Raw genomic sequence first — 21,042 nt, forward strand, 5'->3', positions numbered from 1 at the left:
CCACCCGCCCGCGCCCTTGGCCGCCCGGACGAAGTCGGGTGAGGCGGTCGACACGGTCGGGTTGGCGGAGTTGACGTGCAACCGGGTGCGCCCGGGGCTCCCGCCACATGCGGCGTCGATCAGTGTCACCTGGTCGTCGTCGGCGTAGATCGCCCGCAGGGCGCGCAGACAGAGCGGCTGCGGTTCGACGGCGACGACCCGGGCGCCGAGGCGACGGAAGCTGCCGATGTGGTCGCCCACGTGCGAGCCGATGTCGAAGACGAGATCCCCAGCGCTGACGAAGCGGGAGTAGAAGGCGTCCATCCTCGCGTCCCGCTCGGGATCGCCGTAGTAGACCTCCAGTGACCGGTGCAGTGGGGACAGGGCCGGATCGGTCCGGAGCAAGGCGATCCTGGTGTCGGTGGTGGCCGTCATCTGTCTGGGTCCAGTCCGTGAGAAGGGGTGGCCGGGGTTACGGTCCGAAGGCGGTCAGGAACCGGTCCCGGAAGGCGTCCATCCGCCAGACCGGTGCCTGCGGACCGGGCTTCAGCCCGTCCTGCCAGCCCCACCCGGAGATCCGGTCCAACACGGTCCGGTCCCGGGTGATGATCGAGATCGGGACGTCGCGGCTGGCGTTCTCGCCGGTGACGACCGCGGCGGGCTGGTGGTCACCGAGGAAGATGAACACGAGGTCGTCGTCTCCGTAGGCGTGCACGTAGGAGACGAGCGTGCTGAGGGTGTACTCGATGGACTTCCGGTAGTCCGCCCGGATCTGGGCGGTGTTGCGGCGCTTGTCGTCCGACCTGCCGCCGGCGGCCCCGCGGTAGACCGCGCCGTCGCCGACGTCGGCCCAGTCGAGCAACGGCGGGACGGGCGTCCAGGGCGCGTGGCTGGACACCAGCGCCAGCTCGGTCATCACGTTGCCGTCACGCTTCGCCTGCTCCAGGCGCTGCCAGCTGGCCAGTGTGTACTGGTCGGGCGGGGTGCTGAAGCTGAACTTCGGGCCACGGTACGCGAGCGTCTTGGCGTTGTAGAACCGGTCGTAGCCGAAGAAGGAGCCCTCCGGCCACGCCTTGGTGACGGCGGGCATCACGCCCACGGTCTGCCAGTTCGCCCGTCGGAAGGCACCGTTGAGGGTCATCCGGTCACTGGCCAGCAGGGTGCGGTGCCGCTGGTCGTTGTCGATCCAGAGGCCGGACAGCAGCGTGTCGTGCGCGAGCCAACTGCCGCCGCCGAAGGTCGGTGAGGTGAGGAAGCCGCTCTGCGCGGCGAACCCGGCCGCGCCCAGCTCGCTGGTGCCGCGGTCGAGCACCGCACCGACCTGCGGCGCGAACTCCGGGTCCTCGACGGCGTCCCGGCCGTAGCTCTCCACGAAGGCGACGACCACGTTCTTGCCGCGCAGCGCGGTCAGTAGCTGGTCACCGGGGGTGTCGCCGAACCTGTCGGCCTCGATCAGCGCGCCGAACGTCTTGCGGTCGTCGAGGCGCAGGCGCACCTGGAAACCGTGCCCGTTGGCCAGGGTGGTCGCGGACGTGTCGGCGACCGGTACGCCCTCGACCACCCGCACGTTGAACGCGGCGCAGGCCACCCAGACGACCACCAGCGCGGCCACGATCCGGGTGGTCGCGCTGCGGTGCCGGACCACCAGTCGCCGCAGTCGCCGCGTCGACAGCGTGACCAGTGTGGGCAGGCCCAGGACCACCACCGCCACTGTGATCGCGGCGCCGATGGCGGCGGGCCGACCGTACGACTCGCTGAGGAAGGCGAACCCCTCGTCGAGGAGCGCCCAGTCGAGCACCGGGTCGAACGCCCGGCTCAGCGCGGCGGAGAACCCCAGGTCGAACAGCTTCAGCAGGCCGAGCACGCCGAGGGCCACACCGGCGAGCGTCGCGACCAGTCGGCTGCCACGAGACGGCAGCGCGAGCAGGAGGGCCACGACCAGCAGCGCCTCCAGGGGGATCCGCACGAACGCCGCCGGGCTGAGCCGACCGAAGTCGTACGGCACGGTGAGCACGAGCAGCACGAGCAGCGCGGCCAGGACGGTCGTCAGCCGGGCCGCGATGGAGCGTTTCGGCCGGCCCTCGACGTCGGTGCCGTCGGTGGCGGTGACGTCCGGGACCTCGTCCATCGTCGGCCTCCGTCCCTGGCTCGGCAGCTGACGTATGCGCGTCATGAGCGACAACCCGGGCATCCTTCCTGATCTTTGTTGGGCGCGGCGTACGGGCGGCTCAGACGCGGGCGATCCCGCGCCGGGCCACCGCGACGGTCGGATGGTCCGGCCAGGTCAGCCCATCCGTTCGGCCCGAGCCCAGCCCCGCTCCGGCGCTCGCGGAACTGTGGCTCACCGGGCTGCTCGGGTGGGCCATCGCGGTGACGGCGTCGGGGCTGACGAGGTGACGGAGGTGGCGGGTCGTCCAGAGCCACCCGACGTCACGCCCGAACGACTCGACCAGCAGCGCCAGCGACGCCACCAGCACGACGGTCGTCAGTGCCCCGGGCAGCGCGTCGCCCATCGCCACCGTCAGCACCACGCCCTGGACGGCGGCGACGACCTTGCGCCAGTAGCGCGGCGGCAGGGAGCCGCGCATCCAGCCCAGCACCCAGCTCGCGGCGACGAAGACGTAGCGCATCGCGCCGATCGCGAGCACCCAGCCACCCACCGAGGGGGCCACGTGCAGGCAGAGCACCAGGACCAGGAAGGAGTCGACCTCCATGTCGAAGCGCGCGCCGAGTTCGCTGGTGGTCCCGGTGCGGCGGGCCGTGTACCCGTCCACGGCGTCGAGGGCCAGCGCCACGCTGGTGAGGACGACCATCACGGTGACCGGGGCGGACCGGCCGAACGAGTCGGCGGCCAGGGCCGTCACCCCGCCGACGAGGATCGCCCGGCTCAGGGTCACCCGGTCGGCGGGGCTCAGCGCACTCGCGCCCGAGCGGGACATTCCCCGGCTGAGCAGGGCACACAGGGCCACCCCGTACGCCAGCCCGGCCACCCAGCCCGCCGCGCCCAGACCGACGGTCTGCGTAAGCACCGCCAGCAGGACGATCTGCACGAGCAGTCCGAGGAGCGGACCGGTTCGAACCATTGACATCGTGCCTCCGCGACTCTGGTGGGTGACCCTGACCGTCATCACGGAAAATATGACCGATCGGTTCATTCTGAACGCGACCTTGCAGGGGGGGTGCCGCGGAGGTACGTGCCCTTTCGGCGGCCGGTTAATCGTCCACCGTGGGCGGCTCGTCGCCGGTCGACAGTCGAGGCGTTGGTCGTGCCGTGCGGGTCAGGGCGTTGGCAGGGTGAGCACCTCCGCGCCGTCGTCGGTGATGGCGATGGTGTGCTCGCTGTGTGCCGTCCGGCCGCCCGTCACGCTGCGGAGTGTCCAGCCGTCGGCGTCGGTGACGAGCGTGGCGGTGTCCGCCATGACCCACGGCTCCAGGGCCAGCAGCAGCCCCGGGCGCAGCCGGTATCCGCGACCGGGACGCCCGGTGTTGGAGATGTGGGGGTCCTGGTGCATCGTCGACCCGACGCCATGGCCGCCGAACTCGGTGTTGATCAAGTATCCCGCTGCGCTGAGGACCGAACCGATCGCGTGCGAGATGTCTCCGATGCGCACGCCGGGGCCGGCGGCGGCGATCCCCGCCTGCAACGCGCGCTCGGTCGCGTCGATCAGGGCGACGCTCTCCGGGGGCCGCATGTCGCCGACGATGAAGCTGATGGCCGAGTCCGCGACAACTCCGCCGTGGGAGACGGCGAGGTCGAGGGAGAGCAGGTCGCCGTCGACGAGCGAGTAGTCGTACGGCAGTCCGTGCAGCACGGCGTCGTTCACCGACGTGCAGATGTAGTGGCCGAACGGCCCGCGCCCGAAGGACGGCTCGTAGTCGACGTAGCAGGACTGCGCCCCGGCCTCGGTGATCATGGCCTGCGCCCACCTGTCGATGTCCAGCAGGTTGGTGCCGACCACGCAGCGGCTCTTGAGCGTCTGCAGGATGCCGGCGACCAGCGCGCCGGTCTCCTTCGCTCGCAGCACGTCGGTGGGGCTCAGGATCTCGATCATGCAGCGCCTTCCTCGGGCAACCAATAAGTATCCCGGCCATATTATCCCGGTACTAGAATCGGAACATGGTCAGGTTGCCACTCACTCCCGCAGAGGTCGAACGCGGACAGCGCCTCGGCGCCCTGCTGCGTCGAGCCCGCGGAGAGCGTTCGATGCTCCTCACCGCGCTGGACGCGGGCGTCTCGCCGGAAACCCTTCGAAAGATCGAGTCCGGCCGGATAGCCACCCCCGCCTTCCCGACCATCGCGGCGATCGCCGACGTGCTCGGACTCTCCCTCGATGCCGTCTGGTCAGAGATCAACAAGTCGGACGCCGGCGCCGAACTGCCCCGACCAGCGCGCGCCGCACGCGAGCGGCTGGCCTCGTAGCCTCGACCCCGTTGACCGGGCACGACGGGTCGGCCGGTGACCAGGCGGCGCTGGTCCCGGTCGACGATCGACCGGGACCAGCGGGTGGTGCGCTCAGGAGGCGGCGATGCCTTCCATGCCGATGCTGTCGGCGAACTTCGGCAGACCCTCCACGGTGGTGACGAGCTTCAGCGAGCCGTCCCTGCCCACCTCGTAGCCCTGCACGTTGCCCGCTGTGGCGTTCTGCACGTACAGGAAGCCGTCGCTGGCGGTCATGTCGATCGACCCGCCGCCGGTGTCGGCGGCGACGGCCTCGACGAGTTCGAGCTTGCCGTGGTCGTTGACCCGGTAGGCGCTGATGGTGGAGGTGCCGGCATTGGCGGCGTAGAAGTAGTCGCCGACACGCTGGATCCAGCACGTCGCCTGCTGGCCGTTGGGCACCGACGGCCCGATCTGGTCGAGCGCGCCGTCGTCCTCCAACTCGAACCGGCTGACCGAGTTCGAGCCGGACTCGGCGACCAGCAGCGTGTCGTCGGTGTCGAAGGTGAAGCCGAACGGGGTGTTCCCCGCGTCGCTGATGACCGGGTTGCGGGACAGCTCGCCGTGGCGACCGATCTCGTAGCTGAACATGACGTTGGCGGCCTTTGTCGACACCAACACGAACTCACTGTCCGGGTCGATCTTGACCTGGGCCGGGGCGGTCCCGAACGCGGGCGGGTTGCCGTTGTGCAACCCGAGCGACCGGTTGGCGTCCTCGATCCGCGACAGGCGCCCCTTGTGCAGCTCGAAGCCCTGCACCGAGCCCTCGCCACCGGCGTTGAGGACGTAGACGAGGTCACCACGGGCCGCGACGCTGACCGGCAGCAGACCACCGGACCAGATGACCTGGAGCTTGTGCAGCCTGGTGCCGTCGACGCGGAAGACAGTGACGGTGTTGCTGCCGGCGTTGACGGCGAACAGCAGACCCTTGTGATAGATCAGGGAACCCTGCGAGGCCAGCGCGTCGAGCGGCGCGCCGATGGTGAAGCCGCCCAGCCCGCCGGTCTCGTACTCACCCGCCTTGGTGAGACGGCCGTCCTCGTCGCGGTCGTACACCTTGATGGTGTTTCCCTCGGCCTTGTTGGTCTGGACGAAGACCGCGCCCTCGTCGCCGTGGTGGTGATCACCTCCCTTGCGGTCGTCGTGGTACCCAGGGCCACCGCCATCGGCGAAAGCGGTCCCGGGGATCGATCCGATGCTGGTCAGACCCGCCAGGAGGGCTGCCGCGAGAGCGACACTGCGCTTCATACTGACTCCTTATGCACCCGAAGGGAGGAATACGAGTTTTCCTCTCCTTCAAAAGCTATCGGAGCGGCTAGCGCAGTTTGGCACAGTTACCCTAAAGCGGTAATTTTGCGCCGTTCCGTCGAATGACCGGACGTACGCGCAGTTGAGGCTTAGGACGAAGCGGGCCGCCAGCCCCGTCAGGGCAGGAACTCCGCGGTCAGGTCGATCAGCACACGAGCGGCAGCCCCGACCGGACGGTCCGTCGGGGTGGCGAGGGACGCCGTCCAGGTCAGGTCGGCACCCGTGACGGTCAGCAGACGCACACCGTTGTCGTCGGCGACGGCGAAGCGGGGCAGCAACGCGACGCCGAGCCCGTGCCGCACGTGGTCGGCGCCGGTGGCGATGTCGGGGATCTCGATGGTGACCCGCCGGGACAGGCCGGCGGTGGCGAACGCCCGGTCGGTCACGGCCCGGTTGCCGTAGCCCACCGGCGAGTCGATGAAATCCAGCCCGGCGACGTCGGCGAGGGTGACCGCCTCACGGGTGGCCAGCGGATGGTCGTCCGCCACGACAAGATCGAGGACGGTGCAGGCCAGCTCCGTGAGGTGGATCTCCGCCGGGAGCGTGCCGGGCAGCGAGACGAACGCGAGGTCGAGCCGGCGTTCCGCGAGGGCGTCGATGAGCCCCTGGGAGCCATGCGGGGCGACGCTGGTGCGCAGTAGCACTCCGGGGTGTCGGCGGTGGAACTCACCGAGCAGGGCCGGCAACTGCAGGAGTTTGATCGAGGTCATCGTGCCGATGCGCAGGGTGCCGCGCAGGCCGCCGTGCACCTCGGCGACCGCGTCGCGGGCGTCGCGGGCCGCGTCCAGGGCGATCCGGGCGCGTGGCAGCAGCGCGGCACCGGCGTCGGTGAGGCGTACGCGTTTGGAGTTGCGGTCCAGCAGCGGCGCGCCCAGCTCGCGTTCGAGGGTCTTGACCGCCGCGGAGACGGCGGACTGGACGACGTGCAGGCGGGCGGCGGCGCGGGTGAAGTTCTGTTCCTCGGCCACCGCGACGAAGTACTCAAGTTGGCGGAGTTCCACGCCATCAAGTATCACCAATCGCGATCGTCGCGAACATCAACTTTCGTTGTACCTGATGCTTGTACGAGGCAACAGTGGGGGTCATGTCCTTGTCGACAGTGATTCCCGGCCCCGCCGCGTCCGACCTCGGCGATCGCTCGTCCCGCCGCCACGGCCGTGGCTTCTGGGCGATCGCCCTGGCGTTCCTCACCGCGATGGCGTTCTGCACCGTGCCAGCCCCGCTCTACCCGCTGTACATGGCGCGCGACGGTTTCTCCACCTTCATGGTCACGATCGTCTTCGCCGTCTACGCGGTGGGCGTGGTGATCAGCCTGCTGCTCGCTGGTCACGTCTCGGACTGGGTCGGCCGGAAGAAGATCCTCATCCCAGCGTTGGCGTTGGAACTGGTGGCCGCCGCCCTTTTCCTGAGTGACCCGTCCCTGCCGGTGCTGCTGGTCGCCCGGCTGGTGAGCGGGCTGGGCATCGGCATGATCACCGCAACCGCCACCGCGTACCTCCAGGAGTTGCACGCGACGCACCGGCCCGGCTCGTCCCGCCAGCGCTTCGAGATGGTCTCCACCGCCGCCAACATCGGTGGCCTGGGCGTCGGCGCGTTGGTAGCGGGCGTCCTCGCCCAGTACGTCGACGCGCCGCTGCGTACCCCGTACCTGGTGTTCGCCGTCCTGCTGGTGGTGAGCATCGTGGCGGTGGCGCTGACCCCGGAGACCGTCGAGGAGCGATTGGTCAAGCCCAGCTACCGGCCACAGCGGATCAGCGCCGACCACGGCGACCGGGCCGGCTACGTGGCCGCCACCGCCGCCGGGTTCGCCTCCTTCGCCGTGTTCGGCCTGTTCACCTCGGTCGCCCCGGGATTCGTCGCGGGTGCCCTGCACCTCCCGTCGCGTGCCCTGGCCGGCACGATCGTGTTCGCCGTGTTCGGGGCCGCAGCGGTGGCGCAGACCCTCACCAACCGGCTGTCCGCCCCGGCGAAGGTGCGCCTGGGGCTGCTCGCCCAGGCCGTCGGCGTGCCCGTCCTGCTGGTGGGGATGCACACCGCCAACCTCGCGGCGTTCCTGGTCGGCGGGATGATCGCCGGCATCGGCGCGGGTGTGCTGTTCAAGGCCGCCGTCGGCGCCGTCGCCACGATGGCCGCACCCGCCCGGCGCGGAGAGGCCCTGGCCGGGCTGTTCCTCATCGCCTACCTGGGGATGATCCTGCCCTCCGTCGGCATCGGCGTCGCCACCCGGGCCGTCACCGCCGGCACGGCGATGACCTGGTTCACCGGTCTGCTGCTGGTCATGCTCGCCGGTGTCGCTGTGCTGTTCCGCCGCGGTGCCGCGAGCCGTCGGACTCCCGCTCGATCCGATCGGCTCGCGGCCTGACGGGTCAGCGCGGGTCGGGCCACCACGGTTCCAGGATGGCCGGGTCGGCGACGTACTGCTCCACCTGCGTCCGCTGCTGCGGAGTCAGGGACAGCGCCTGGAGGCGGATGCCCCACTCGGGCACCCGATCCCCCTTGTCCAACGCGGTCGCCAGCTCGATCAGGCCGGCCAGCGCCATCGCCTGCTCGACCACCGGCGCGTCCTCGGCGCGACGGCGCATCCCCGAGTCGAGGGCCCGGTAGGCCGCCCGGTCGTCCATCTTGAACTCGCGCAGGAGCCGCGCGTTGTCGAGCACCCGGGCCAACCCCTCAAGTTCCTTCGACCCGCCGTACTCCAGATCCTTCGGCTCATTATCCCGCTGGACGAAAATGATGGTGTTGCCCGACGGGTCGACGATGCTGAACCGCGACGCCCCAGCGCGGTAGCGGGTCATCCGCGGCAGGCCCTTGACCAGCACCTTGCCGTAGCTGCGGCGCATCGCCTCGGTGAACACCACGTGGTACGCCGCGACCGCGTCCACCATCACCAGGCAGCCGCCGGACGTCTCCTTCGTCGGGTCCAGGTCCTTTGGCGCGGGGCCGTAGTGCACTTGGAACCCACTCCACGTGAAGGCCAGGTACACGTACGGCTTGAGCTGCTCGTAGGCCACCTCGAACCCGAGCGCCCGCCAGAACGCCACAGTCTCCTCCGGCGCCGTGCAGTGCAGCAGCGGCGCGACGGTCTCGTTCGGTTGCACCCGGCCCGCATTGGTCATCATCGTCGCTCCCCGTTCGGTCGGCAGGCCGGCCATTGTGCCAGCATCAGTGACGAGCCTCGCCCGGTTTCGTCTCCTACCCGGGGAGGAGGCCGACTCCGACCACCGGCCGCAACCGGGGCTGCGGGTCGGACGCGATCGGCGGGCGCGGCCACGAATATCTACAGGCATGACTACCGTGCTGCGTCGGGCGACGCACTGGAATCGCCCCCTGATGGTCTTCGTCTGCGCGATGGCGGTGCTCGCCGTCGTCGCCGCGGTCGGCATCCTCGTCGACCCGCGCGTCCTCACCGGGGCGCCGATCTGGCTCAAGCCGTTCAAGTTCACCGTGTCCTTCGTGCTGTACGGCGCGACGCTCGCCTGGATGCTCTCCCTGCTGCCGCGCCGCAGCCGGGCCGCCGAGTGGGCCGTCACGGTCATCGTCGCGATGTCGGTGATCGAGATGACGGTGATCGTCGGTCAGGTGGTACGCGGGCAGACCAGCCACTTCAACGACACCACGTCCCTGAACGCCGCGCTGTTCGCGGCGACGGGCGCGGCGATCATGGTGCTGTTCCTCGCGCACCTCGTCATCGGGATCGTGGTCCTGATCCGGCGGATCCCGGACCGGGCCGCCGCGACCGCCGTCGGATGGGGGCTCGGTCTGTCCCTGCTGGGCATGCTGGCGGCGGTGCCGATGGTGCTGCCGATGCAGGACCCGGGGATCGAGGGGGTCTCCGGAGCGCACAGCGTGGGCGTCATCGACGGCGGGCCGGGGTTGCCCGTGGTGGGCTGGAGCACCACCGGCGGTGACCTGCGAATCGGGCACTTCGTTGGGCTGCACGCCCTGCAGGCGCTGCCGATCCTGGCGGTCCTGCTGAGCCGGTTCGCGACGCGGTTGGACGAGCGCAGCCGCGCCCGGCTACTGGCCGTCGCGGGCGGCGCGTACGGCGTACTCACCCTGCTGTTGACCTGGCAGGCCCTACGCGGACAGCCGCTGCTGCGCCCGGACGCCGGCACGCTCCTCGCGGTCGCGGCACTGGTGGTCGCGACGGCGACCGCGACCGGCCTGGTGCTGGCCCGCCGACGCCGCCCGGACCTGGCGTTGGCCGCATGACCGGGACGCTGTTCGCCCTGACCTTCGCGGTGGCCGCGCCGTTCTGGGCACTGATGATCCTGCTGCCCCGCTGGTCGTGGACCGCCCGGATCATCGCCTCGCCGCTTATCGTGCTGCCGGTCGTGCTGATCTACGCGCTGCTGGTGCTCCCAGCGTTCGGTGAGGTGCTGCCGGCGGTGACGTCGCCGACCCTGGCCGGGGTGCGCGACCTGCTCGGCACCTCCGACGGCGCGGCGGCGGGTTGGGCGCACATGATCGCGTTTGATCTGTTCGTCGGGAGGTGGGCGTGGATGGACAGCCGGGATCGGGGGGTGCCGGCGCTGGTCATGGCCGCGGTGCTGGTGCTGACCATCCTGCTCGGACCGCTCGGCCTGGCCGCGTACCTCGCGGTCCGCAGCCGGTGGCGGCGGCCGGCGGGCGCCGGCACCGGTCCGCAACACCTAGGCTGACCACCATGGGCGGGGCGGGGCGAGTGTTCGACATGCGGGACACGCTCGTGCGGATGGTGGTGCTCGACCTCGCCGGGCTGGGCTACCTGCTCGTCGTCCCGCACTCCGCCGGCGCACCCACGGCCACACAGTGGATCCTCGCGGTGATCGCGTTCGCCGTGGCGCTGGCGGCGCACCGTCGGCCGGTCGTCAACCTGGTGACGCAGGCCGCCCTGCTGGCGGTCGCGATCAGCCTGGTCGACGACTTCATGATCAACCAGGTTGGGGCCAGTTGGGCGTTGCTCGAAGTCACCATGCGCACGCGCCGCCCCCGGACCATCTGGCTGGCCGCCGCGCTGCTGGTGGTGGTCGACCTGACCGACTCGGTCGGCGACCCGCCGCTCCGGTTCGCCTCCGGCGTCGTCGGGTTGGCCCTGGAGGTCGGCGTGCCGGTGCTGCTCGGCCTCGTCATCCGGGCCAACCGGGAGTTGGGTCGGCAGGCCCTGGAGCGGGCCCTGGCCGAGCAACGCCAGCACGAGTCGGAGAGCCGTGCTGCCCGCGCCGACGAACGCGGCGCCATCGCCCGCGAGCTGCACGACGTCGTCGCGCATCACGTGGCGTCGATGGTCCTGCGCGTCGGCGTCGCCCGGCACGTGCTCACCGATCTGGACCCCCGGGTGGATGAGGTCTTCGACGACGTGCACGGCACCGGCACGGCGGCCCTCGCGGAGCTGCGCCGGCTGGTCGCGGTGCTGCGCAACCCCGACGGGGTACGCGGTGACGCGGCGCTGACCGCGATCGAACCCGCCGCGCTGCCGGCGGCGCTCGGCGCGTCCATCGACCGGGCCCGCCAGGCGGGTGTCACAGTGGAGGCCGATCTCGACCCGGCGATCGGTGCACTCGACGCGGTGCGCGGCATGGCGGTGCTGCGACTGACCCAGGAGGCGCTGACCAACGTGGCCAAACACGCGGGACCGTCAGCGCTCGCGCACCTGGTGGTCGCCGTCCGGGACGGTTGCGTGCACTGGGAGGTCACCGACAACGGGCCCGGCGGGGTGCCCGCGGGTGTGCCGGCCGGTGGCGGGCACGGCATCACCGGGATGCGCGAACGCGTCGAGGTCCTCGGCGGTCGGCTGGAAGCGGGCCCGACCGGCACCGGGTGGCGGGTGCGTACTGTCCTTCCGGCCTCCGCCGCCGAGCCGTCCGCCCGGTCGCTGCCCCGGGACCGCGCGACGTCCGCCGGGGCCGCCGCGCCGGAGCCGGCGTGATCCGGGTGCTGCTGGTCGACGACCAGCATCTCATCCGAGCCGGGCTGCGCATGCTCTGCGACGCCCAACCCGACATCGAGGTCGTCGGGGAGGCCGACAACGGTCGCGAGGCGATCGGGCTGGCGGGGCGGCTCCTCCCCGACGTCGTCGTCATGGACCTGCGGATGCCCGGTGTCGACGGGATCACCGCGACCAGCCGGATCCTCGCCGACCGCCCCACCACCCGCATCCTGGTGCTGACCACGTTCGGCGACGACGACCACCTCTACCCCGCGTTGACCGCCGGGGCGTGCGGGTTCCTGCTCAAGGACGCGCCCCCGACCGAGTTGCTGGACGGGATCCGCCGGGCCTCCGTCGGTGACAGCCCGTTCAGCCCGGAGGTGCTGCGCCGCCTCGTGCAACGCGCGGTGCACGCCCGCCCCGAGCCCCCACCGGCCATGCCGGGCCTGACCGCCCGGGAACGGGACGTGCTCAACCTGGTCGCCGAGGGCCTGTCCAACACCGAGATCGCCGACCGGCTCCACATCGGTGTCACCACCGTGAAGACCCACATCACCAGTTTGATGGCCAAGACCGACAGCCCCAACCGGGTCCGCCTGGCGCTGTTCGCGCGCGGTGCCTGACGCGGGGCCGGTCAGCTCACCAACTCCGTTCGCCTCGCTGCTGGCGGGTGACACCTGCGGAGTTGGACAGGTGCTGCGCTGCGTCAACGACCTGGTCGCTCAGGGAAGTTGCTCTTGACGGCCCGTTGGGAGCGCTCCAAGATCGACACAGCGGACCGCTTCGGCGGCGGGACGCCTAGTCGGGGTGCGGGGTGGGCGGTTGCTGGGCGCATTCGGTCTGACCGAGCTTGAGGAGAAGATCTACCTGGAGCTGGTGCGCGGCCGGTCGGGCAGCGCGGGCGAGCTGTCCGAGCGGGTCGCCACCGGTGTCGGCGAGGTCGAGCGGGCGCTCGACGCCCTCGCCCGCGCCGGGCTGGTACGCGTGGTCGCCGGTCGCGCCGGTGCCGCCCCACCCGACCTGGCCATCGAGTCGCTGCTGAACCAGCGGGTACGCGAGCTTCAGGAGGCGCGGGTCGGGCTGTGGGACTGGCTGCGGCAGCAACGCCCGGCGGACCCGATGGACCAGGACGTCCAGTTGATCGTCGGCGTTCCCGCGATCATGCAGGCGTTCGACCAGTTCCTGCGCGGGGCGCAGGAGGAGGTGCTCGGCTTCGACCGCCCGCCGTACGCGGCCGTGCTGCACGACAACCCGACCGAGGTCGAGATGCTCGGCCGAGGCGTCGCCTTTCGCGTCGTGTACGACCGGCGGGGATTGGAACGGCCGGGTGCGGCCGCCCACATCGGCCGGTTCGTCGCCGCAGGTGAACAGGCACGGGTCGCCACGAACGTGCCCGGCAAGCTCGCCGTCGCCGACCGTCGGGTCGCGCTGATCTCCTTCCCGGCCCGCGCCGAGAGCATCGAACCGTGGGCGCTGGTGGTCCGTGGCGCCACCTGGGTGGAGGTGCTCGTGGCGCTGTTCACCGAGGTGTGGGACCGGGCCACGCCGTTGCGGCTCGCCCCGGCCACCGAGGTGGTCGACGACGTTGAGCGGCAGAGCACGCCCACCCTCGTCGACCGGCAGATCCTGTCGCTGCTGATGACCGGGTTGCCGGACAAGGCGGTCGCCTCCCAGCTGGGCATCTCGCTGCGGACGGTGCAGCGGCGGTTGCGGCAGTTGATGGACGCGACCGGAAGCGCCACCCGGATGCAGCTCGGCTGGTTCATCGCCCGCCACGACTGGCTCTGAAACCGACGGTGGGGGCCTGCCGACACTGGGGGTGTCGGCAGGCCCCGGTTGTCACTTCGTGACAGTCACCGACACGGTGATCGGTGTGGCCGCGCCCTTCGCACCGTTGTTGGTGACCAGCAGCGTGGCGACGTACGTGCCGGGCGCCAGGCCGGTGGTGTCCACGGTGACGGTCAGCGCGCCCTTCGCCCCCGACGGCACCTCGCCGGAGGTGGCGGCGGACAGCCACGGCACGTCGCTGTACGCCGGCAGCGAGCCGTCGACGTGATAGACCTTGCTGCCGTACGGCCGGCCGGTCGCGTTACCGAGCACCCACAGGTTGCCCTGCTCGTCCAGGTCCAGCCCGGCGCCGCTGAGCGGGTTCGGGTCGGGGTCCGGCACCGAGGCCAGCGGCTGGCAGGTGGCCGGGTCGAGCGCCCAGATCGACTCCTTGGAGTCCTGGTTGATGCCCCACAACACGTTGTGTTCCTCGTTGAGGGCCAGGCCGGTCATCCACGGGATGGGCGGGGTGCACTCCCCCAGCACCGATCCGGGCTGCGGGTGCGACAGCCCGGCGAGGTGGCGGATGCGGTTGTCGCCGCTGAGGTAGAAGGTGTCGTCCGAGGCGCGGTAGGCGAGCCCGTAGTAGAGCTTGCCGGCCCACGGCCCGGTGATGGTCTCCTTCACCTCCAGGGTGTCCGGGTCGAAGCACACGATCGGCAGGTCCCCGATGAACGACATCTTCGGCGCGCACATCAGGTCCCGGCTCGGCACGTACGCCATGTCCGAGGGCCAGCCGTCGATCGGCAGCACACCCTTGGCCAGTGACCGACCGTCCGTGCTGAAGCGCTGCATCTGCCCGAACAGGTACGAGTTGGAGACGATCAACTCGCCGTTGTGGTAGCCGACGCCGTAGGCGTTGTAGAGCTCCTTGAGCGGGAACGAGCTGAGCTGCCGGCCGGGGATACCGGTCGGCGGGGTGGGCGAGTTGATCTCCCGACCCAGCCAGGTGGCCGGCAGGTCGCCCCGGTTGGTCAGGGTCACCGTCGCGGTGCGGGTCGCCCCGGCCCGGGCGGTCACCGAGATCGCGCTCTTGTTGGCCAGCAGCAGTGGCGTGCGCAGCGCCAGGTCGTGCTTGACGACAGTCGACTCGACCACGTCGACGGTGCTCCCCGGCAGGTCGTAGCCCGGTTGCAGGGCGGTCACCGTGACCGGCCCGGCCGGTGCCTCCACCTGGTAGAAGCCGTCCGCGTCGGTGGTCGCGGTGATCGGCTGCGGGGCGTCGGCCGACTCGACCCGTACCGTCGCGCCGGCCAACGGCTGACGGTCGTTCGCGTCGCGCACCGTGCCCCGCAGCAGGCCACGACCGGCCACCCGGAAGGTGATCGCGTCGCCCGCGTCGAGCACCTGCTCGTCGCGCGAGTAGGTCAGCGCGTCACGGCCGGTGCCGTCCTCGATGCCGACGGTCGCCGAGCCGCCGGTCCCCGCCGCGGTGGCGGCGAGCTTGCGGTACTGGACGGTGACGGTGCCGTTCTCGCCGAGGCGCACCTGCACGTCGACCCGGGTCTTCGGCGCGCTCTTCAGCGCCGCCCGGTTCCAGGTGACCACGAACTGTCGGGCCGTGCCGGTGCCGGACACCTTGGTACGCACCGTCGAGGCGTGGTCCAGGACCAGGTCGTCCCAGAACGCGTAGACCGCCGGCGCCGAGACCGCCGGGGCGGGCAGCGGACCGTTGTCGCCGACCGAGGTGCCCGCGTCGACGCCGACGGTCAGGTAGCCGTCGGTGTGCACGGTGAGCTGACGGTAGGTGTTGCCGTAGAACGTCATCGGGAAGGGCAGGTCGACGTTCCGGCTCGCGGTGTCGCCGGTGAGGGCCAGCACGCTGCCGCCGTCGGCCCACTGCGCGGTGGCCGTCCCCGCCTGGTAGCCGTGCCGGTCGGCCTTCGCGGCGAGCGCCACGTCCACCGTCTCCGGCCCGTCGACGGTCAGCGCGACCGTCTTCGGTGCCAGCCACCGGCCGTACTCGACCAGCAGATCGTAGTCGGCCTCGGGCAGCATCCCGGTGTAGTGACCGTCGGCGTCGGTGACGAACGCCGGGAACGTCTCCCCGGCGAGCGCCAACCGGGCGCCCACGACCGGCTTGCCCGCCGGGTCGGTCACCCGACCCTGGATCGCCTGCCACGCCGCGGGCGCGGACAGGTCCAGGGTCACGTTGGTGGTGCCGCTGGTCGACACGGTGATGGTCTGCCGTACGGTCTGCCGCGCGAAGAACGACGCGGTCAGCGTGTACTCCCCGGCCGGGACCCGACCCAACTGGACCGTGCCACGCGCATCGGTGCGGGCGGTGCGGGTGACCAGCGCGGAGGTCAGGGTGATCTTCGCCCCGGAGAGCACAGTGCCGTTCAGCTTCGCGTGCACCACGACACCGCCGAGCTGCGCCGTCGAGGCCTGGGTCACCAGGTCGTACGCGTCGAGCCGACCCTCACCGTAGACGTTGTTGTCGGCCGGGGTGCCACCACACTGCAGGTCGTCGACGTCGTGCGCGGTGCGGTCCAGCAACTCACGGGTGGTGGCCAGGTCGCGGCGCAGGTTCGGCACGGCCGACCAGGCCAGGGCGACCGCGCCGACGACGTGCGGGGCGGCCATCGAGGTGCCGTCGCTCATGCCCCAGTCGCTGCCCGGCACGGAGGAGAGGATGCCCACCCCGGGGGCGGTGATGTCCGGCCGCACCGTGTCCTCACGGCCCGGACCACGGCTGGAGAAGTCGGCGATCACACCGGCGGAGTCGGTCGCCCCGACGGCGTACGCCAGCGGGTTGGTGGCCGGGTGGCCCGCCGAACCGCACGGCTCGGGCATCTCCTTGGCCTCGTTGCCGACGGCGAAGACCGGGAAGATGCCGGCGGCGACCCAGGAGTCGATGATGGTGTCGTAGAAGGTGGGGTCACCGTCGTGGCCGCCCCAGGAGTTGTTGATGATGTCCGGCGCGAGGTCCGGGCGGGGGTTCTCGCCGTTGTGGTCGGTCGGCGCGAGCATCCACTGACCGGCCGCGAGCAACGCGCTGTTGCTGCAGTAGTTGGCCTCGCACCCCTTGGCCGCGATCCAACTGGCACCCGGGGCCACACCGGTGATCCGCCCGTCGCCGTCGTCGCCGACCATCGTGCCGACCGTGTGGGTGCCGTGCCCGTAGTTGTCGCAGGGCGTCGACGGCAGGCAGATCCCGGTCGGGTCGTACCAGTTGTAGTCGTGCGTGAAGGTGCCGTCACCGTCGTTGCCGCGGTACTGCCGGACCAGGGCCGGGTGGTCGTACTGCACACCGGAGTCGACGCTGCCGACGACGATGCCCTCGCCGCGGGTGCCGTACTCGCGCCAGACCTTGTCGGCGGCGAGCGACGTGAGGTTCCACGGCAGCTGCGGGTCGGCGGCGGCACCGGCGGTGCGGACCGGCTCCGCGAGCTTGGTCCCACCGATCGCGGTGATCCGCGCGACGTCCGCCCGACCGGCCAGCTCGGTCAGCAGCTTCAGGTCGCCGGCGACCTCGATGATGTTCGCGATCCAGTACGGGGTGAAGTCGGCGTGCCGGTCGCGCAGCAGGGAACGGAGCCCACGCTGGGTCTTCTGTGCATGGGCCAGCTTGGTCTCGTAGACCCGGGTGGTGCGGGCGACCCGCCCGGCCCGGCCACCGGCGGCCCGCTCGATCCGGTCCAGGTCGCTCTGGTTCAGCGTGGCTTCGTCGGTGAGCTCGACGAAGAAGCTGGCGTTGGTGCCGGCGCGGGCCGAGCCGAGCACCCGCGGGTCCACCTTGCGCAGTGGGTCGACAGCGCCGTTGCTCGGAGCGGGCGCGGCCACGGCGGCGCCGGTCGGCAGTGCGAGCACGATGGCCAGCGCCGCACCGACGGCACCCATGGCTCGACGTGTCCGCTGTCTGGGTCTGAGCATGAAGTACGTCCCTCCCTCAGGCGGTCGCCCGGGAGGGCCGACACCGCCGTCGCCGATTCTCGGGCGGCGGGCATCCGGTTGAACCGCATGATCACTGGCGGAGCACGGACATGGCGGGTCTCCGCCATCCCGCGTTGGCCACACCGCCACCGACACGTCACCGCAACGGTCAGGCCCGCATCCGGGCGGACACGACGATGACGAGCAGCAGCGGCACGAGCAGCAGGGCCGGGGCGACGACCGGCAGGTGCAGGGCGACCAGGGCGCCGACCGCCGCGCCGACCATGAGGGCCAGCAGCACCTGGACCTTGGGACGCAGGCTGGCCCACGGGCTGCGCGCGGCGACCCCGGCGATCAGGCTGGTGAGTGTGCCGGTCAGGTACGTGGAGGACAGGCCGGACACGCCGAAGCGTTGGATGGCGCTGCTCTGCACGCCCAGCGCGACCGCGGACAGCATCAGCAGCGCCAGGTGGACACGTGCGTCGGGGGTGTGCAGGGTGACCTCCCAGACGACGGCGAACACCACGAAGACCGACAGTTCCAGGACCAGCGCCCAGGTGACCCGCCGTGGCCAGACCGGGTCGTCCGGCTGTGCCGAGCCGACGACGCGGGCACCCGCGAGGACCCCGACGATGAAGCTGACGATGGCGCAGCCCGACGTCAACGCCAGGTCGGCCTCGCCCCGGCCGGCCGAGAGCCCGAGCAGGACCATGTTGCCGGTCATCACGCTGGCGAACGCACCGCCGAGGGCGAGGAACCCGAGAGCGTCCGCGCTTCCGGTCAGGAAGGTGAGGACGACGACGAGCGCTTGCCGTCGCCGCAGCAGGCGCTCGTCTCGGTGTGGGACGACGCGGGGGCGGATTACGCGGGGCGCTGTGCTCGACACTGTCGGCCACCTTCCGGTGATTGTTCTTCGTATACACTTTGTCCGGACACGTTCACGGAGAGGCAGACAGGTGGCTGAAGACCTACGGGACAAGCTCGGCACGCAACACCTGCCGCTACGCGATCAGGTCCTCGCCGCGCTGCGGACCGCCATCATCGACGGCGACTACCTTCCCGGAGAACGCCTGACCGAGGACCGGCTCGCCGAGGACTTCGGCGTCTCCCGCAACCCCGTCCGGGAAGCGCTGCGGGTCGCCGAGGCGGAGGGATTCGTCGTGATCCTCCCCCGCCGGGGAGCGGTCGTCGCCTCACCGAGCAGCGGGACCATCGGCGACATGTTCGCCGTCCGCGAGCGGCTGGAGGCGCTGGCTGCCCGGCTGGCCGCCGAGCGGGCCACCGCGGCCGACGTGGCATCCCTGCGTGCGCTGCTCGACCAGGGCCGCGAAGCGACGCAGCGACAGGACCTGGCCCGGGTCGCCGAACTGAACAGCACGCTGCACCTGCGCATCCTCCAGATCAGCGGAAACCCCTGGCTGTCGTCGATCGCCAAGTCGCTCTACCTCCATGTCCAGTGGATCTTCCGGCTCGGAGCGGCCGAACGCGCGCCCCACTCGTGGGCCGAGCACATCCAACTCGTCGACGCCATCGAGTCAGGCGACGGTGACCGCGCCGAGCGGGCCGCACTCGACCACCTCGACGCGGCCTCCGCCGCTGCGTACGAAAACGCCGAAGGCGGCTACGCCGCCCGCTGACGGTGACCCGCTACCTGCCGCACGCGTAGCCCTGCATCCCCCGGGGGTTCGCGCCGGCAGCCAGCACGCCCGTGGCCGGGTCGCGGGTCACCGCGCAGAGCCGACCGAGGCTCCACCCGTCGGTCACCCGCACGTCGTGCCCGTACGCCCGCAGCTCCGCCAGCACGCCCTCATCGATCCGGTCCTCCACCACCAGGACACCCGGCTGCATCTCGCGGGGATAGAACGACCCGGGCAGGCTGACCGTGTGCCACGTCGGCGCGTCGATGGCCTCCTGAAGGCTCTGACCACCCACGAGGTGCCGCAGCAGGAACGGCAACTGCCACTGGTCCTGCTGGTCGCCACCCGGGGTGCCGCACGCCAGCACCGGCTCGCCGTCGCGGTGCACCATCGTCGGGCTCAACGTGGTCCGCGGGCGGCGGCCCGGCGCCAGCGACGAGGCCAGCCCCTCCTCCAGCCAGAACATCTGCAACCTGCTGCCCAGCGGAAAGCCGAGCTCCGGAATCGTCGGGGAGCTCTGCAACCACCCACCGCTGGGCGTCGCGGAGATCATGTTGCCCCAGCGGTCGACAACGTCCACGTGGCACGTGTCGCCCCGGGTCACCCCGTCCGACTGCACCGTCGGCTCCCCCGTCGTGGCGTCCGCCGGCCCGGCCCGTCGCACGACACCGGGTCCGACGTGGGCCGGCAGCCGCGGCTGTGCCCCGTCCGGGCGCCCCGGCCGCAACTCCGCCGACGCCCGCTCGCCGATCAGGGCCGCCCGCTCCCGCGCGTACTGCGGGGAGAGCAGCGCCTTGGCGGGCACGTCGACGCCGTCGCCGTACCAGGCCTCGCGGTCGGCGAAGGCCAGCTTGAGCGCCTCGACCTGGGCGTGCACGCCCGCCGCGGTCCCCGGGTCGTACGCGCCCGGGTCGTCGAGCGCGTCCAGGGTGGCCAGTGACTCCAGCAGCACCGGGCCCTGACCCCAGAACCCGGTCTTCGCCACCGAGTAGCCGTGCCAGTCGAGGGTGGCGGGCGCCTCCCAGCTCGCCGAGTACGCGGCCAGATCGTCGCCGGTGACCAACCCGGCGTGCGGGTGTCCGCTGGAGTCCTGGAACGGTCGGCGGCTGAACGCGTCGATCGCCTCGGCGACGAAACCCGTGCTCCAGGCCCGGCGCGCGGCCTCGATCTGAGCCTCCCGGTCGACGCCGGCCGCCTGCCCCGCCTCGACGAGTCGGCGCAGGGTGTCCGCGTACGCCGGGTTGGTGACCAGCTCCCCCGCGGCCGGTGGCCGGCCATTGCGCAGCCAGAGCGCGGCGGACGTGGGCCAGTGTTCCTCGAACAACGACCGGACGGCCGCCACGGTGTCACCGACCCGGCCCACCAGCGGGTGCCCGGCGGCGGCGTAGCCGATCGCCGGTTCCAACACCTCGGCGAGGGTGAGCGTGCCGTGCTCGCGCAGCAGCAGCAGCCAGGCGTCCACGGCGCCGGGTACGGCAGCCGCGAGCGGCCCGGCACCCGGGATGAGGTCCATCCCGAGGGACCGGAAGTGCGCGATGGTGGCACCGGCCGGCGCCGGCCCCTGCCCGCACAGCACCTTCGGCCGAGGGTCCTTTGCGGTGGCCACGATGGCCGGCACCTCGCCGCCCGGCCCGTTCAGGTGCGGCTCGACCACGTGCAGGACGAACCCGGCGGTGACGGCGGCGTCGAAGGCGTTGCCCCCGCGCTCCAGGACGCCCATCGCCGCCTGGCTGGCGAGCCAGTGGGTCGAGGACACCATGCCGAAGGTGCCCTTCAACGTGGGTCGGGTGGTGAACGTCATGACAACACCTCACTGGGATCTGCGGTGCGAACGTCGGGACCGGTGCCGTCCGACTGGACCAGGTGGCACGCGGCCATGCCGTCGCCGATCGCGGTCTGCGCCGGCACCTCTGTCGCGCACCTGTCGAAGGCGAGCGGGCACCGGGTACGGAACCGGCAGCCGGACGGCGGGTCGAGCGCGGACGGCAGGTCGTCGCCGAGCAGCACCGGCTGGCGGTGGCGCTGACGCACCGGATCCGCCACCGGCGCGGCGGAGAGCAGAGCCTGCG

Annotated in this window: 19 protein-coding genes; 8 read left to right on the forward strand and 11 right to left on the reverse strand. The window is 71.5% G+C overall.

The window, feature by feature from the left end; all coding sequences use genetic code 11:
• The 4 genes from DLJ59_RS28530 to map form a co-directional block, all read right to left on the reverse strand.
• A partial coding sequence (locus DLJ59_RS28530; protein ID WP_124776325.1) for an FkbM family methyltransferase occupies positions 1-414 on the reverse strand: 414 nt, incomplete at its 3' end.
• A 37-nt stretch (positions 415-451) separates the two neighbouring features.
• Positions 452-2,107 (reverse strand): sulfatase-like hydrolase/transferase, encoded by a 1,656-nt coding sequence (locus DLJ59_RS28535; RefSeq protein ID WP_124776328.1) that lies wholly within the window; start codon positions 2,105-2,107, stop codon positions 452-454.
• 100 nt (positions 2,108-2,207) lie between these two features.
• On the reverse strand, positions 2,208-3,068 hold the full coding sequence (locus DLJ59_RS28540) for a CDP-alcohol phosphatidyltransferase family protein (protein ID WP_124776330.1): 861 nt from the start codon (positions 3,066-3,068) through the stop codon (positions 2,208-2,210).
• A 189-nt stretch (positions 3,069-3,257) separates the two neighbouring features.
• Entirely contained in the window at positions 3,258-4,031 is a 774-nt protein-coding gene (gene map / locus DLJ59_RS28545; RefSeq protein WP_124776332.1) for a type I methionyl aminopeptidase, read from the reverse strand.
• A gap of 65 nt (positions 4,032-4,096) precedes the next feature.
• Between map and DLJ59_RS28550 the strand changes: the two genes are divergently transcribed.
• Positions 4,097-4,399: a helix-turn-helix domain-containing protein gene (locus DLJ59_RS28550; protein ID WP_124776334.1), complete on the forward strand. Its 303-nt coding sequence runs from the start codon at positions 4,097-4,099 to the stop codon at positions 4,397-4,399.
• Positions 4,400-4,492: 93 nt separating this feature from the next.
• Here the strand turns inward: DLJ59_RS28550 and DLJ59_RS28555 are convergent, their stop codons facing one another.
• Together DLJ59_RS28555 and DLJ59_RS28560 are read right to left on the reverse strand one after the other, a co-directional pair.
• A complete protein-coding gene (locus DLJ59_RS28555; protein WP_124776336.1) occupies positions 4,493-5,665 on the reverse strand; it encodes a lactonase family protein in 1,173 nt (390 codons plus the stop codon).
• Positions 5,666-5,841: 176 nt separating this feature from the next.
• Positions 5,842-6,726 carry a LysR family transcriptional regulator gene (locus DLJ59_RS28560; RefSeq protein ID WP_124776338.1) on the reverse strand — a complete coding sequence of 295 codons (885 nt, stop codon included), beginning with the start codon at positions 6,724-6,726 and terminating at the stop codon, positions 5,842-5,844.
• Positions 6,727-6,809: 83 nt separating this feature from the next.
• Here DLJ59_RS28560 and DLJ59_RS28565 point away from each other — a divergent pair, with 83 nt between their 5' ends.
• Positions 6,810-8,087 carry an MFS transporter gene (locus DLJ59_RS28565; protein WP_124776340.1) on the forward strand — a complete coding sequence of 426 codons (1,278 nt, stop codon included), beginning with the start codon at positions 6,810-6,812 and terminating at the stop codon, positions 8,085-8,087.
• Positions 8,088-8,091: 4 nt separating this feature from the next.
• On the opposite strand, the gene DLJ59_RS28570 is transcribed toward DLJ59_RS28565, so the two are convergent.
• Positions 8,092-8,844 carry a VOC family protein gene (locus DLJ59_RS28570; RefSeq protein ID WP_124776342.1) on the reverse strand — a complete coding sequence of 251 codons (753 nt, stop codon included), beginning with the start codon at positions 8,842-8,844 and terminating at the stop codon, positions 8,092-8,094.
• 166 nt (positions 8,845-9,010) lie between these two features.
• Here DLJ59_RS28570 and DLJ59_RS28575 point away from each other — a divergent pair, with 166 nt between their 5' ends.
• The 5 genes from DLJ59_RS28575 (at position 9,011) to DLJ59_RS28595 (ending at position 13,421) form a co-directional block, all read left to right on the forward strand.
• The gene (locus tag DLJ59_RS28575) at positions 9,011-9,937 is read left to right on the forward strand and encodes a hypothetical protein (RefSeq protein WP_124776344.1); all 927 of its coding nucleotides are present in this window, start codon (positions 9,011-9,013) and stop codon (positions 9,935-9,937) included.
• Entirely contained in the window at positions 9,934-10,386 is a 453-nt protein-coding gene (locus DLJ59_RS28580; RefSeq protein WP_124776345.1) for an ABA4-like family protein, read from the forward strand. The genes DLJ59_RS28575 and DLJ59_RS28580 overlap by 4 nt, the downstream gene beginning before the upstream one ends.
• A 5-nt stretch (positions 10,387-10,391) precedes the next feature.
• Complete coding sequence (locus DLJ59_RS28585) at positions 10,392-11,633, forward strand: sensor histidine kinase (RefSeq protein WP_124776347.1); 1,242 nt, start codon at positions 10,392-10,394, stop codon at positions 11,631-11,633.
• A complete protein-coding gene (locus DLJ59_RS28590) occupies positions 11,630-12,256 on the forward strand; it encodes a response regulator transcription factor (protein ID WP_124776349.1) in 627 nt (208 codons plus the stop codon). The genes DLJ59_RS28585 and DLJ59_RS28590 overlap by 4 nt, the downstream gene beginning before the upstream one ends.
• 199 nt (positions 12,257-12,455) lie before the next feature.
• A complete protein-coding gene (locus DLJ59_RS28595) occupies positions 12,456-13,421 on the forward strand; it encodes a helix-turn-helix domain-containing protein (RefSeq protein ID WP_158630919.1) in 966 nt (321 codons plus the stop codon).
• Between the two features lie 51 nt (positions 13,422-13,472).
• On the opposite strand, the gene DLJ59_RS28600 is transcribed toward DLJ59_RS28595, so the two are convergent.
• Complete coding sequence (locus DLJ59_RS28600) at positions 13,473-17,336, reverse strand: S8 family serine peptidase (protein ID WP_124776353.1); 3,864 nt, start codon at positions 17,334-17,336, stop codon at positions 13,473-13,475.
• Between the two features lie 169 nt (positions 17,337-17,505).
• Positions 17,506-18,222, reverse strand: coding sequence for a YoaK family protein (locus DLJ59_RS28605; protein ID WP_158630920.1), 717 nt, complete (start codon positions 18,220-18,222; stop codon positions 17,506-17,508).
• 70 nt (positions 18,223-18,292) lie between these two features.
• Here DLJ59_RS28605 and DLJ59_RS28610 point away from each other — a divergent pair, with 70 nt between their 5' ends.
• Positions 18,293-18,973, forward strand: a complete 681-nt coding sequence (locus tag DLJ59_RS28610; RefSeq protein WP_158630921.1) for a GntR family transcriptional regulator — start codon at positions 18,293-18,295, stop codon at positions 18,971-18,973.
• A gap of 10 nt (positions 18,974-18,983) precedes the next feature.
• Here the strand turns inward: DLJ59_RS28610 and DLJ59_RS28615 are convergent, their stop codons facing one another.
• Positions 18,984-20,774: a gamma-glutamyltransferase family protein gene (locus DLJ59_RS28615; protein WP_124776360.1), complete on the reverse strand. Its 1,791-nt coding sequence runs from the start codon at positions 20,772-20,774 to the stop codon at positions 18,984-18,986.
• On the reverse strand, positions 20,771-21,042 hold a 272-nt coding region (locus tag DLJ59_RS28620; protein ID WP_341869645.1), incomplete at its 5' end, for an oligopeptide/dipeptide ABC transporter ATP-binding protein. The genes DLJ59_RS28620 and DLJ59_RS28615, both read right to left, overlap by 4 nt.

Source organism: Micromonospora inaquosa (assembly GCF_003857055.1).
In the GTDB taxonomy this organism is placed as follows: domain Bacteria; phylum Actinomycetota; class Actinomycetes; order Mycobacteriales; family Micromonosporaceae; genus Micromonospora; species Micromonospora inaquosa.

What these genes read in the sequence shown, in the direction of transcription:
- DLJ59_RS28535 (WP_124776328.1), bottom strand. Translation starts at nt 2,107, where the DNA reads ATGGACGAGGTCCCGGACGTCACCGCCACCGACGGCACCGACGTCGAG.
- DLJ59_RS28540 (WP_124776330.1), bottom strand. Translation starts at nt 3,068, where the DNA reads ATGTCAATGGTTCGAACCGGTCCGCTCCTCGGACTGCTCGTGCAGATC.
- map (WP_124776332.1), bottom strand. Translation starts at nt 4,031, where the DNA reads ATGATCGAGATCCTGAGCCCCACCGACGTGCTGCGAGCGAAGGAGACC.
- DLJ59_RS28550 (WP_124776334.1), top strand. Translation starts at nt 4,097, where the DNA reads ATGGTCAGGTTGCCACTCACTCCCGCAGAGGTCGAACGCGGACAGCGC.
- DLJ59_RS28555 (WP_124776336.1), bottom strand. Translation starts at nt 5,665, where the DNA reads ATGAAGCGCAGTGTCGCTCTCGCGGCAGCCCTCCTGGCGGGTCTGACC.
- DLJ59_RS28565 (WP_124776340.1), top strand. Translation starts at nt 6,810, where the DNA reads ATGTCCTTGTCGACAGTGATTCCCGGCCCCGCCGCGTCCGACCTCGGC.
- DLJ59_RS28570 (WP_124776342.1), bottom strand. Translation starts at nt 8,844, where the DNA reads ATGATGACCAATGCGGGCCGGGTGCAACCGAACGAGACCGTCGCGCCG.
- DLJ59_RS28575 (WP_124776344.1), top strand. Translation starts at nt 9,011, where the DNA reads ATGACTACCGTGCTGCGTCGGGCGACGCACTGGAATCGCCCCCTGATG.
- DLJ59_RS28580 (WP_124776345.1), top strand. Translation starts at nt 9,934, where the DNA reads ATGACCGGGACGCTGTTCGCCCTGACCTTCGCGGTGGCCGCGCCGTTC.
- DLJ59_RS28585 (WP_124776347.1), top strand. Translation starts at nt 10,392, where the DNA reads ATGGGCGGGGCGGGGCGAGTGTTCGACATGCGGGACACGCTCGTGCGG.
- DLJ59_RS28600 (WP_124776353.1), bottom strand. Translation starts at nt 17,336, where the DNA reads ATGCTCAGACCCAGACAGCGGACACGTCGAGCCATGGGTGCCGTCGGT.
- DLJ59_RS28615 (WP_124776360.1), bottom strand. Translation starts at nt 20,774, where the DNA reads ATGACGTTCACCACCCGACCCACGTTGAAGGGCACCTTCGGCATGGTG.